The sequence below is a fragment of the Cobetia sp. 5-25-4-2 genome (genome assembly GCF_013374075.1).
In the GTDB taxonomy this organism is placed as follows: Bacteria; Pseudomonadota; Gammaproteobacteria; order Pseudomonadales; family Halomonadaceae; genus Cobetia; species Cobetia marina.
Map to the genome: position 1 here is coordinate 21,923 of NZ_BLWK01000010.1, position 12,203 is coordinate 34,125.

The 12,203-nt window shown below is 63.7% G+C and carries 12 protein-coding genes; 5 read left to right on the forward strand and 7 right to left on the reverse strand.

Annotated elements, in window-relative coordinates; all coding sequences use genetic code 11:
- Positions 1–87 precede the first annotated feature (87 nt).
- Positions 88–1,626, forward strand: a complete 1,539-nt coding sequence (locus HXS65_RS16105; protein ID WP_218015103.1) for an MFS transporter — start codon at positions 88–90, stop codon at positions 1,624–1,626.
- Positions 1,627–1,648: 22 nt separating this feature from the next.
- Positions 1,649–2,680, forward strand: coding sequence for an HlyD family secretion protein (locus HXS65_RS16110; protein ID WP_084208260.1), 1,032 nt, complete (start codon positions 1,649–1,651; stop codon positions 2,678–2,680).
- A gap of 144 nt (positions 2,681–2,824) precedes the next feature.
- Here the strand turns inward: HXS65_RS16110 and HXS65_RS16115 are convergent, their stop codons facing one another.
- The 3 genes from HXS65_RS16115 to HXS65_RS16125 form a co-directional block, all read right to left on the reverse strand.
- Positions 2,825–3,202 carry a Lin0512 family protein gene (locus HXS65_RS16115; RefSeq protein WP_176494378.1) on the reverse strand — a complete coding sequence of 126 codons (378 nt, stop codon included), beginning with the start codon at positions 3,200–3,202 and terminating at the stop codon, positions 2,825–2,827.
- Positions 3,199–3,612 carry a Lin0512 family protein gene (locus HXS65_RS16120; RefSeq protein ID WP_176494379.1) on the reverse strand — a complete coding sequence of 138 codons (414 nt, stop codon included), beginning with the start codon at positions 3,610–3,612 and terminating at the stop codon, positions 3,199–3,201. The genes HXS65_RS16115 and HXS65_RS16120 overlap by 4 nt, the downstream gene beginning before the upstream one ends.
- 181 nt (positions 3,613–3,793) lie before the next feature.
- Entirely contained in the window at positions 3,794–3,970 is a 177-nt protein-coding gene (locus tag HXS65_RS16125; protein WP_157109441.1) for a hypothetical protein, read from the reverse strand.
- 220 nt (positions 3,971–4,190) lie between these two features.
- On the opposite strand from HXS65_RS16125, the gene yghX reads away from it, so the two are divergent.
- Positions 4,191–5,078, forward strand: coding sequence for a YghX family hydrolase (gene yghX, locus HXS65_RS16130; protein WP_176494380.1), 888 nt, complete (start codon positions 4,191–4,193; stop codon positions 5,076–5,078).
- Positions 5,079–5,240: 162 nt separating this feature from the next.
- On the opposite strand, the gene HXS65_RS16135 is transcribed toward yghX, so the two are convergent.
- On the reverse strand, positions 5,241–6,311 hold the full coding sequence (locus tag HXS65_RS16135) for an endonuclease/exonuclease/phosphatase family protein (protein ID WP_255304533.1): 1,071 nt from the start codon (positions 6,309–6,311) through the stop codon (positions 5,241–5,243).
- Positions 6,312–6,714: 403 nt separating this feature from the next.
- Here HXS65_RS16135 and thiM point away from each other — a divergent pair, with 403 nt between their 5' ends.
- Together thiM and thiE are read left to right on the forward strand one after the other, a co-directional pair.
- Positions 6,715–7,551: a hydroxyethylthiazole kinase gene (gene thiM / locus HXS65_RS16140; protein ID WP_176494381.1), complete on the forward strand. Its 837-nt coding sequence runs from the start codon at positions 6,715–6,717 to the stop codon at positions 7,549–7,551.
- Positions 7,541–8,164, forward strand: coding sequence for a thiamine phosphate synthase (gene thiE, locus HXS65_RS16145; RefSeq protein WP_176494382.1), 624 nt, complete (start codon positions 7,541–7,543; stop codon positions 8,162–8,164). The genes thiM and thiE overlap by 11 nt, the downstream gene beginning before the upstream one ends.
- Before the next feature lie 93 nt (positions 8,165–8,257).
- On the opposite strand, the gene eat is transcribed toward thiE, so the two are convergent.
- The 3 genes from eat to HXS65_RS16160 form a co-directional block, all read right to left on the reverse strand.
- Positions 8,258–9,664: an ethanolamine permease gene (gene eat, locus HXS65_RS16150; RefSeq protein ID WP_176494383.1), complete on the reverse strand. Its 1,407-nt coding sequence runs from the start codon at positions 9,662–9,664 to the stop codon at positions 8,258–8,260.
- Between the two features lie 96 nt (positions 9,665–9,760).
- Positions 9,761–10,588, reverse strand: coding sequence for an ethanolamine ammonia-lyase subunit EutC (eutC, locus tag HXS65_RS16155; RefSeq protein WP_176494421.1), 828 nt, complete (start codon positions 10,586–10,588; stop codon positions 9,761–9,763).
- A gap of 56 nt (positions 10,589–10,644) precedes the next feature.
- Positions 10,645–12,051, reverse strand: a complete 1,407-nt coding sequence (locus tag HXS65_RS16160) for an ethanolamine ammonia-lyase subunit EutB (RefSeq protein WP_176494384.1) — start codon at positions 12,049–12,051, stop codon at positions 10,645–10,647.
- Positions 12,052–12,203 lie beyond the last annotated feature (152 nt).

Sequence of the window (12,203 nt, forward strand, 5' to 3'; positions counted from 1 at the left end):
AAACCACTGAATGGTACAGTGTACCGCATAACGAAACACCCACCGCGATATCTTCCTGCCCTTTCCGTCAGACGCGAGAACCTGCCAGTGGCTGCTGCTCAACCCTTCAATCTACGAATCGCTCTCGGCCTCGTGGGTATCCTGCTCGCCTCGCTGATGTCCGGTGTCGGCGAGCGAGTCACTCAGACGGTGCTGACGGATGTGATCGGTCATTTCGGCTTTTCCCATGATGAAGGCAGTTGGCTGACCACCCTCTACAGCGCCGCTGAAGTCTCGATGATGCTGCTGGCCGGCTGGTTGGCCGTCACCTTCAGCCTGCGCCGCTTCGCCATCGGTGCCTGCCTGTCACTGGCAGTGTTCTCGCTTCTGGTGCCACTGGCCGACAGCTTCCCGTTGATGGCGGGGCTGCGCGTTGCCCAGGGGCTGGCATCCGGCAGCATCCTGCCGCTGCTGATGATGTCGGCGCTGCGCTTTCTGCCGTGGCACAGCAAGCTCTATGGCCTGTCAGCCTATGCGATGACGGCCACCTTCGGCCCTTATCTGTCGGCACCGCTGGCCGCACTCTATGGCGACCTGGGCGACTGGAATCTGGTGTTCTGGGAAACCGCGCCGATGTGTCTCATCGCGGCGGCGCTGGTGTCCTGGGGCCTGCCACAGGACCCGCTCAAGCTGGAGCGCCTCAAGCAGTTCGACTGGCTCGGTGCCTTGCTGGGCGTCACCGCCCTGTGCGCACTGGTGGCCGGCATGACCCAGGGCGAGCGTCTCGACTGGGGCAACTCCCCCGTGATCATCGCCCTGCTGGGCACGGGCGGACTGGCCTTCGCCGCCTTCCTAATCCACGAATGGTTCCACCCGTTGCCGCTCTACAAGCTGCAGCTCCTGGCCCATCGCAACTTCGCCTTCGGCATTCTTACCCTGTGTACCTTCATGTTCCTGACCCTGGCCGCCGGCACCATTCCCGCCGCCTTCCTGGGCGAGGTACAGGGCTATCGCCCCATGCAGCTGTTCCCGGTGATGCTGACCATGGCTCTGCCGCAGCTCGTGCTGGCACCGCTGGTGGCGACACTGATCAATCGCAGGAACGTCGACAGCCGCTATGTGATGGCCACGGGCCTGGTGTTGATCCTGATCAGCTGCCTGCTGGGCTCGCAGCTCACCAGCGACTGGAACCGTGACAACTTCCTGCTCATCGAGGTGCTCAATACCCTGGGCCAACCGATGGTGGTCGTGCCGCTCTTGATGAATGCCACCGGCGCCATCAGTCCGCTGGACGGCCCCTTCGCCACCGCGATGGTCAACTCGCTGCGGGCGCTGTTCACGGTGGTGGCCGCCACTGTCTATGGCAGCTTCATCGTCCAGCGTGATGCCCTGCATTCGACCCGTCTGAGCGAGGCGCTGGGCCTGCAGGGCAATCAGCCCGCTGGCCTCATCCCGCTGGACGCCGCGCGCGATATCGCCACGCGCCTCTCCGAGCAGGCCGCGGTGATGAGCTACGCGGATGCCTACCTCGCCATCATTCCCTTCGTGGTGGCCCTGCTGGTGCTGGTCATGGTGTTGCCGGTGCGCGCCTACCCGCCGCAACCGGCACCTGCCGCCCGCCAGCACACCCACTCTCCTGCGACCTGAAAAGCGAGAACACGATACTGCCATGAACAAGACACGCACGACTCTGCTGCTGAGCGGACTGGCCCTGCTGCTGCTGATTCTCTATGCAGCGCTCTACTGGAAGGGTCACGATGGCCGCGAGGCCACCAACAACGCCTACGTGCGTGCCGATAGCGTGATGGTCACCCCACGGGTGGCCGGCCAGATCGACACGGTACGGGTGGAAGACAACCAGGTGGTTCACGAGGGGCAGATACTGGCCACGCTGGACGACCGTGATTACCAGGCCTCCCTGCATTCCGCCCAGGCGGATCTCGCCGCCAGTCAGGCGGCGGTAGGAGATCTGGACGCCAACATCGAACGTCAGCGCGCGGTGGTCCAGCAAGCCCTCGCCGAAGTGAAGGCGACCGAGGCGTCACTGCGTTACGCACGCAATGATGCCAAACGCTATCGCAGCCTGCGCATGACCAATGCCGCCTCCCAGCAGGACAAGGAAAAGGCCGATGAGGAACAGGGCATCTGGGAGGCACGACTCGTGCAGTATCAGGCCGCTCAGCGCTCGGCCGAGAAACAGATCGGTGTCCTGCAGGCTCAGCGCGTCGAGGCCCGCGCCGAGGTCGAGCGCTCGCGCGCCACGCTTGAGCAGGCAGCGCTGAACGTCGATTACACCACCATCCGCGCCCCCAAGGATGGCATCGTCACCCAGCGCTCATTGCGTGTCGGTGCCTACGTGCAGCCGGGCTCCTCGCTGCTGGCCATCGTGCCACACAAGGAAGCCTACGTGGTCGCCAACTATCTCGAGACCCAGATGGCCGAGATGGCGCCGGGCCAGCCGGTGGAGATGACGCTGGACAGCCTGCCGGGCAAGACCTTCCACGGTCATGTCGAGAGCATCGCACCGGCCTCCAGCAACGCCTTCTCGGCAGTGGCCAGCGAGAACGCCACCGGCAACTTCACCAAGATCACCCAGCGCATGCCGGTCAAGATCGCGTTTGACCCCGATCAACCCGACTTCGACAAGGTGCGCATCGGCATGTCGGTGATCACCCACGTCACTACTCGGGACGCCTCCTGATCCAAGGGACTCGCTCCCGGACGCGACGGCCGGCTAGCCGGCAAGACAAGACGCCCCATCTGTCAGTGACAGATGGGGCGTCTTGTCTTGCGTGCCCTTGCAGACAGGCGATGCAGGCAATACGGCCTGCCTGGACACTACGGACTATCCAGACGATGGCGGGCACAGCTGCCAGTCGTCGTGCTCGATCTCCAGCATTGCCGCGATGGCGGCCGAGGCGATGACATGGGTCTGGCCATTGGCCTCATCATGCACATTCAGCCCACCGTGCACCACCGTGACCTCGGCGCGCCCGCGTGGCAACTCGCATGTCACGACATCCACATCCACGGCCTCCGGTGTCTGTACGCCGATGGTGACCTCGACACGCATCTGACGATGGTCGATGCCCAGGGACTGAAACAGCACGATGGAGGAATGATGCAGGGCATCCTGCACTGCGCGGCAGGCGGCCTTGGTGTAGTCCTCTCCGTAGAGGTCATTGCCGGTGCCCATCTCGAGAATGATGCGCTGCTCGCTCATGCCTGACCTCCTGACGGATGGCGGGTCTGTCGCGAAGCCTGAGGGCGCTCCGGCATGTCGATACCGCTCGCCAGCATGTCAAACGACACGATGAGGGCGACATTGGCGATCACGCTCACCCCGCTGCCATCCGGCTTGGCCACGTCCAGTCCGCCCTTGACCACCTTCACGCTGGGCTGGCCATAGGGAAAGATCCCCAGCAGGGCGTCACTGTCGACCTTGTCGGGCTGCTGCACGCCGATCTCGACCTCGATCAGCATCGCCTCCCTGGGAAAGCCGAAGGCATCCGCCACATTCAGGGAGTTGTGCCACAGGGCATCACGTATCCCGCGGGCCGCCGCCTCGGTGTAGTTCTGGCTGCGAATGGAAGTGCCCATACCGAACTGGGTCACCATGCGTGTCCTGGACATGTGGCCTCCTTGAGAAACGTCGTTCACCGCGCCATGCCGATGGCACGGAAATGAAGGCAAGTCAGAGCAATCTCTCGGCCTGCTTCGCCATCATCCGCCATCAAACATCAATTTTCCATACAATACGTTCCACTTTCATGAATATCCATCCGCAACTGGCGCGATAGGCCCGCCATCAACGCTAGACATCCCAGCGTGGCTTGAACCAGCCAAGCACCCAGCAGACCCCGACGAGCACCACCACCGAGGCGAAATCGCCGCGAAACAGATTCACCACCGCCAGACCGGCCGACACCAACTGGGCATTGGTGAGCGCGATGCTTCTCCAGCGCAATCTCTGATACTCCGCCTCTGTCATGCTGGCCTCCACGTCAGACGTCTTGAGCACGCTTCTCAGGCGGCTCACCGCTCACCCACCGCTTGCCTCAAGCGATTGGCCACCGCTCTGGTGAGCGTAGTACAGGAAGAATGCCGAATTCAGCCTCCCTTCGCCTATCCGACAAAAAGACTCGCGCTGACATGGTGGCGTCACCTCAGGGTTGCTATGTTCAGAATTCCCTTGATCACAGGAGTCTGACATGACCCGCCTGACCGCAAAGGATTTTGCCCCCGAGTTGCTGGAGCTGTATGACGGCTATGTGCATGGCCAGATCACCCGCCGCCAGTTTCTGGATCGCGCGGCAGCCTTTGCCGTCGCGGGCATGACGGCCACCTCGATACTGGCCAGTCTAAGCCCGAACTACGCACTGGCCTCACAGGTCGAGTTCACCGACCCCGACATCGTCGCCGAATACATCACCTACCCCTCTCCCGAAGGCCACGGCGAGGTGCGCGCCTATCGAGTGACACCGGCCAATGCCAGCGGGCCGTTGCCCGGCGTGGTGGTAGTGCACGAGAACCGCGGCCTGAATCCCTATATCGAGGATGTGGCGCGGCGTGTGGCCAAGGCCGGCTATGTCGCGCTGGCGCCGGATGGCCTCAGTTCGGTGGGCGGCTATCCCGGCAACGACCCCAGGGGCAAGGAGCTGCAGGCACAGGTAGACCCGGAAAAGCTGATGAACGACTTCTTTGCCGCCATCGATTACCTGATGGCCGAGAACCGCACCACCGGCAAGATCGGCATCACCGGCTTCTGTTACGGTGGCGGGGTCTCCAATGCGGCCGCCGTCGCCTATCCGGAACTGGCCTGCGCCGTGCCCTTCTATGGCCGCCAGCCACGCGCCGAGGAAGTCGCGGCCATCCAGGCCCCGCTGCTCTTGCACTACGCCGAGCATGACGAGCGCGTCAATGCCGGCTGGCCCGCCTATGAAGCCGCGCTGAAGGAGCATGACAAGGTCTACGAGGCCTATCTCTACCCCGGCACCCACCACGGCTTCCACAACGACTCGACCCCACGCTATGACGAACAGGCCGCCAAGCTCGCCTGGGACAGAACCCTTGCCTGGTTCGAGAAGTATCTGAGCTGACCTCAGGCGGCACCGGGGAAACAGCCACCAGCCTCGATACGACGAAGCCAGCCATCACCTGGATTGCGTGATGGCTGGCTTCGTCATTTCCGTGTGACCGGGGCCGATACTTCCTCAGGCTCAGGCCTGATCAGTTCAGAACAGGCCAGTTCTGAAAAAAGCTCAGCTGCACAGTAGCCCACTGGCGACGATCTCGCTGAGCGTGCCCTGGCCGATACCGCTGATGCGGGTCAGTTGACCACTGGAACTCCACGGACGCTGACGGATGATGTCTGCGGCACGCGCCGGCCCGATATTGGGCAGCTGATCCAGCTGGTCGGCGTTGGCGGTGTTGAGGTCGATGCAGGTCTGACTCGCCGAGCTGGAGGTCTTTGACGCCCTGCGGGAGGCGACCTCTGCCCCGGCTGCCTGCGGCTGACCACCCTCCAGCGGCAGCAACGCCAGTGTCTCGCCGGTCACCGACAGATAGATCGGCGCGTGGTCCGAGACATCGGCACGCGCTGTCTCATGACTGATACCCAGATAGTCCGGGAAGCGGAACACGTCGCCATTGGCCTTGGGCCATTCGCTCGGCACATACCAGATGTTGTCGTAGAGCGAGGCATAGCGGCCATCGGTCTTGGAGAGCGTCGTCGCACCCTCGGTGATCAGCGGGCGCAGGCCGAGGGTACGCAGATCTCCCCACGCAGGCTCATCCGGTGCCATGTTGAAGTCGCCCATGATGATCGCCGGGGTGCCGGGCGAGATTTCCTTCATCAGGTCATAGATATCGGCTAGCGCGCGGATTTCCGGCGAGCGATCCGCCTTGCTGTCGCCATAGACGATGTGCACGTTGGCGGCGCTGAAGGCCCGCCCAGTGTCCTTCTCGACGAAGGTGGCGAGCAGCGGCTCGCGCGAGAACACATCCTCGGGATCGAGATAGACGGTAGCCCCGCCCTGATAGGCGATCGTCTTGTCGCGATACAGATAGGCGTAACGCTCGGTATAGGTGCTGCGCCCCACCGCATGACTGACCAGGCTGTCCCACTCGTCGCCGGTCAGGGCCTCCAGCTGCTGCTCGAGCTCGCTGACGACCTCCTCCTTCATCACCTCCTGCAGGCCGATCAGATCCATGTGGCTGGCCACCGCCGCGACCTGCTCGAGATGCTTGCCGTTGTTCCAGCCGGCATGTTTCAGGTTCCAGCTGGCAATCACCGCATTCGCCTGACTGCTGGCCGCAGCGCCCAACAGCACGGGGACTGCCAGCGCCGTCACCACCCGTCTGACAATCCGCTCAAGCCGAGAGCCATCAGAGGGCTGCCGGCCGCGCGTGTTCTTGCTGATGCTACTCGTGCTGCTGTTGCTGGCGATATTTGAGTGACTGCTGCTCGAATTGCTGACGCTACCGCGATGACCTGTGCGTATCACTGCATGACCCTTGACTGATGACTCGTACACAAAAGACCGTAAGGCCCTGTATCTTATGGACTTGTCGTCAAGGTTTATAGAACCATGATGTTATTTATTACCCTTTGCGCGACTTTCGATGACTACCGGGTCAGCCACACGCTCACGACGGTCGTCGCTTGACCTTGCAGCGCAAGCTCTTACCCTCGACTCACAGCGTCTTCCCTGTCTTTCACCACGAGCTTCCATGATGACATCGCCATCCCACTCCCCCGGCAACGCGTTGCGCCGTCTGCGTCAGACCACCCCGCTGGTGCACAACATCACCAATCATGTCGCCATGACCCCGACCGCCAATACCCTGCTGGCCATTGGCGCCTCGCCGCTGATGGCGCATGCGCAGCAGGAGATCCAGGAAATCTCCGCCATCAGTGCGGCGCTGTCGATCAATATCGGCACCCTGTCGCCCAGCTGGATCGAGGCCATGCAGCTGGCGGCGATGTGCGCCCACCGCGATGGCAAACCCTGGGTGCTGGACCCCGTCGGCATCGGCGCCTCAAGCCTGCGCCAGTACGCGTGCCGCGCGCTGCTGGAATATCGCCCCAGCGTGATACGTGCCAATGCCTCGGAGGTGCTGGCGCTGGCCGGCGAGATGAATCAGGGCCGTGGCGTGGACAGCGGCGATGACGGCGAAGATGCGCTGGAACGCGCCAGCCGCGCCGCCATCACCCTGGCGCGCGCGCAGAACTGCGTGGTGGCGATGACCGGCCACGTCGATGTCGTCACCGATGGCCAGCGGCAAATCACGATTCAGGGCGGCCATGCGCTGATGGGCCGCGTCACCGCCATGGGCTGCGCGCTGAGCAGCGTGGTCGCCGCCTTCCTCGCCGCCTCACTCGACGGACATGACGACACCTTGCAGGCCACCGCCGCCGCGCTGGCCTGTTACGCCGAGGCCGGTGAGACGGCGGGCCAGTCAGCAGAGGGCCCGGGCAGCTTCGTGCCACGCTTCCTGGATGCCCTGTATACTCTCGACGCCGATTCCACTCTGCTTGCCTCTCGCCTGGAGCTGACCGATGTCACTTGATCTATCCCTTTACCTGGTCACCGACCCCGCGCTGTGCGCCGAGCGCGGCCTGGAAGCCACCGTGATGGCCGCCGTGCGCGGCGGCGTCAGTGTCGTGCAGCTGCGCGACAAGCACGCCAGCGACGAGGAGATGATCGCCCAGGCCATCCGCCTCAAGGCGCTGCTGGACGAGTACGAGGTGCCGCTGATCATCAATGACCGCATCGAGGTCGCGCTGGCCAGTGGCGCCGATGGCCTGCACATCGGCCAGAGCGATGGCGACCCGGTCGAGGCGCGTCGCCGTCTGGGCGAGGACGCCTTGATCGGCCTGTCGGTCCAGACGCTTGAGCAGCTCAAGGCCGTCGATCTCGAGCGCATCGACTACCTCGGCCTCGGCCCGGTCTATGCCACCGCGACCAAGCCCGATCACGCCGCACCGCTGGGCATCGAAGGACTCACCCAGCTGGTGCGCTCAAGCCCGCTGCCGACGGTGGCCATCGGCGGCATCTCGCTGACCAATGCGGGAGACGTCATGAGCAGCGGCACTGACGGCCTCGCCGTGGTCTCGGCGCTGTGTTGTGCCGAGGACCCCGCCGCCGCCGCCCAGCAATTTCTGGCGCAGTATCCTTTCTGATCTGATCCTGCCCATCAGATAGAGACGACAACGCCCGCCATGGTCAGCCATGGCGGGCGTTGTCGTCTTTGCTAAAGGGTCTGCCTGAGCGGATCAGCTGGCCGCGAGATCACTCTCGGCATTGGCCACCAGCGCGAACTCTTCCTCGGCGGTCTTCGCCACCAGCTGATGGCGACTGAAGATGGCGTAGTAGGCGATGCCCACCACGAACAGCACCAGAGTGTAGTTGAAGGCGCGCGGGTCAAAGGCATAGACCCCGGTCAGCGCGATCAGCGACAGCACCAGCGCGATGGAAGATGTCACGATGCCACCCGGCGTGCGATAGGGGCGCGCAAGTTGTGGCTGGCGCAGACGCAGCAGGATATGGCTGCCGGCCATCAGCGCATAGGAGACTGTCGCCCCCACCACCGCCATGCCCAGGATCAGATCGCCTTCACCGGTCAGCGAGACCAGGAAACCGAAGATGCCCGGCACCACCAGCGCCCAGGTCGGCGCCTTGCGCTTGCTGGTCAGCGACAGCGTCTTGGGCAGATAGCCGGCCCGTGACAGCGCGAACACCAGACGGCTGTAGCCGTAGATGATCGAGAAGAACGAGGCCACCAGCCCGGCCAGTGCCAGCACGTTGACCAGCGTCGCCAACCCTTCGCTGCCGGTCGCGTTCAGCGCATCCACCAGCGGCACGGCACTGCTGCCGATCGCCTCGGCACCGGCGGCACCGGCCAGAAGGAAGACGACGAGCACGGCGGTGAACATCAGAAACAGCATGGCGCCGATGATGCCACGCGGAACATCACGAGCCGGATTGCGCGATTCCTCAGCCGCCAGCGGCACCCCTTCCACGGCCAGGAACAGCCACATGCCGAAGGGCAGCGCGGCCCAGATGCCATACCAGCCATTGGGCATGAAATCGCTGGCGCCCCAGGCATCCGTCGGCGCGATGTCGAACAGGCGACTGCTGTCGAAGTCACCGATCAGCGCGACCGCGGTGGCGATGATCGCGAACACCGCCAGGCCGCTGATCACCATCATCACCTTGAGCGCCTCGCCGACCCCCGCCAAGTGGATGCCGATGAATACCAGGTAGAAGATGGCGTAGATGATCGGGCCATTGATGCCCAGCAGCGACTCCACCGCGCTGCCGATGAAGATGACGATGGCTGCGGGTGCCAGCGCATATTCGATCAATACCGCAAGGCCGGTGAGATAGCCGCCGGCCGGGCCCATGGCCTGACGCGCGAAGCTGTAACCGCCGCCGGCGGCCGGTATCGCCGCTGACATTTCCGCCAGCGACAGCACCAGCGCCAGATACATGATGCCCATCAGTAGCGCCGCGATCGCGAAGCCGCCCCAGCCCGCCTCCGCGATACCGAAATTCCAGCCGGCGAAATCGCCGGAGATCACATAGGAGACCCCGAGTCCCGCCAGCAGAATCCAGCCCGCCGTGCCCTTCTTCAACTGGCGTCTGGCCAGATAGTCCTGCTCGTTGGTGTCGTGATTCATGTCGTGATTCGTGTCGCGAGTCATGGTGCCGCCTAGTTTCCGTCAAGCATTGTCATTGTTGGATCGGGAGATTCCCGCTGATGCGCTGCCATCCCGTCAGGACAGCAGGAAGTTCTGGATACCGCCCCCGCTCTCCAGCGAGTTGTCACCACTTCTGTCCTTGAGCCCCACCCCGGTGAGGCCGAGCTTGCGTGCCTCGCGCAGCAGGTAATGCAGACGCTGGGCAGCCATGGCGAAGTCGAGCCCTGCCGGGCGCACGTTGGAGATGCAGTTGCGACTGGCATCACTGAGGCCGACGCGCGGCTGCCAGGTGAGATAGAGGCCGAGGCTGTCCGGAGAACTGAGACCGGGGCGCTCGCCGACCATCACCAGCACCGCCCGCGCCTTGAGCAGTTCACCGACTTCATCGCCGATCGCGACCCGTCCCTGCTCCACCACGCTGATGGGTGTCAGCGTCCAGGCATCCGGACCCTCCTCGGCAAGCGTTTCCAGCAATGCCGCGATGAAGGGCGCGGCGTTGTTCTGGACCGCCAGAGACGACAGCCCATCGACGATCACGATGGCCAGATCCGCAGGCTCCGGTGCGAGGCTGGACAATTGCTCACACGAGGCCTCATCAAGACGCCGACCGTAGTCGGGGCGTTGCAGATAGGTGGTGCGATCCACGGCGCGGCTGTGCAGATGCTGAATATCTGGGGCGTTCTCGAGTGCAGACAGCTGCTGGAGATCTTCGGTCAGCCGGGGAATCTCCAGCGGCAGATGGACGGCGTCCTGCGCGCGGGCATGCGCCAGCTGGAATTCCAGCGAGCGCTGGGTCGGCAGGCTGATGCCGGCGCGGCCCAGGCCGATGCGCGCATCCGTGAACTGCCCCAGCAACTGCCAGGCATTGGGCGTGACGATGGCGGGCGACTCGCTGACAGCCATTCCCTGCTGGCCCTCGCGAGCCGCGCATGACGTATCACTGGGGGAGGAGTCGTGGCTCATGCCTCACCTCCGGACACCTGACGCAGGGAATCGGCAAAGCAGGATGGCATGTCAGCGGGCAGCTTCTGCTGGGCGACATCGGTGAAGATCTGCATCTCCTCGAGCCAGGCGGCGAATTCCGGCGCCGGGCCCAGGCCCAGCACCCGCCGGGCATAGAGAGCATCGTGGAAGGAGGTGGTCTGATAGTTGAGCATGATGTCATCGGAGCCGGGGATGCCCATGATGAAGTTGCAGCCGGCCACCCCGAGCAGCGTCAGCAGGGTATCCATGTCGTTCTGGTCGGCATCGGCATGATTGGTGTAGCAGATGTCGCAGCCCATCGGCAGCCCCAGCAGCTTGCCGCAGAAGTGGTCCTCAAGCCCCGCGCGGATGATCTCCTTGCCATTGAACAGATACTCGGGACCGATGAAGCCGACCACGGTGTTCACCAGCAACGGCGAGTACTTGCGGGCCACCGCATAGGCGCGTGCCTCGCAGGTCTGCTGGTCCAGGCCGTGATGGGCATCGGCGGACAGCGCACTGCCCTGGCCGGTCTCGAAATACATCACGTTGTCGCCCACCGTGCCGCGCTTGAGCGACAGCGCGGCCTGCTGGGCCTCCGCCAGCACGGAAAGCTCGACGCCGAAGCTCTCGTTGGTGGCCTGGGTGCCGCCGATGGACTGGAAGACAAGATCCACCGAGGCGCCCTGCTCGATGCATTCAATGGTGTTGGTGACGTGGGTGAGCACGCAGGACTGGGTGGGGATTTCGTATTTCTGGATCACTTCATCCATCAGACGCATCAGCTTGATGCTCTGGGCCACGTTGTCGGTGGCCGGATTGATGCCGATCACGGCGTCGCCGTTGCCGTAGAGCAGGCCATCGAGAATGCTGGCAGCGATGCCGGTGACATCATCGGTGGGATGGTTGGGCTGCAGGCGCGTGGAGAGATGGCCGCTCTTGCCGATGGTATTGCGAAAGGCCGTGACCACCTCACACTTCTTCGCGACCAGAATCAGGTCCTGATTGCGCATCAGCTTGCTGACCGCCGCAGCCATTTCCGGGGTGATGCCGGCACGCACCTGCGCCAGTACCGCGGGCGTCGCGAGATCACTCAGCAGCCAGTTGCGGAAGTCGCCGACGGTGAGATGGGCGATCGGCAGGAAGGCTACCGGATCATGCTCATCGATGATCAGGCGGGTGATGTCGTCCTGTTCGTAGGGAATCAGCACGTCGTTCAGGAAGGTCTTGAGGGGCAATTCGGCCAGACACAGCTGAGCGATCACTCGCTCCTCGGCGGTTTCCGCGATCACGCCAGCAAGGCGATCTCCGGAGCGGGCGGGGGTCGCCTTGGCCATCAGCTCGGCCAGACTGGCGAAGCGATGGACCTGACTGCCCAGGGTGTAACGGTATTCGCGACTCATGGGTGATTCCTTGCACTGACAGATGTCATTTCATCTCAGTCGTTTTGCAGGAATCACGCCAATTTCTTCAGGCCCCTCTTTGGTCCTGCACATGCCTGCAGACCCTACGCTGCAAGGCGTGCCTTCATGACTGACACGCCTGCACGGCGAGA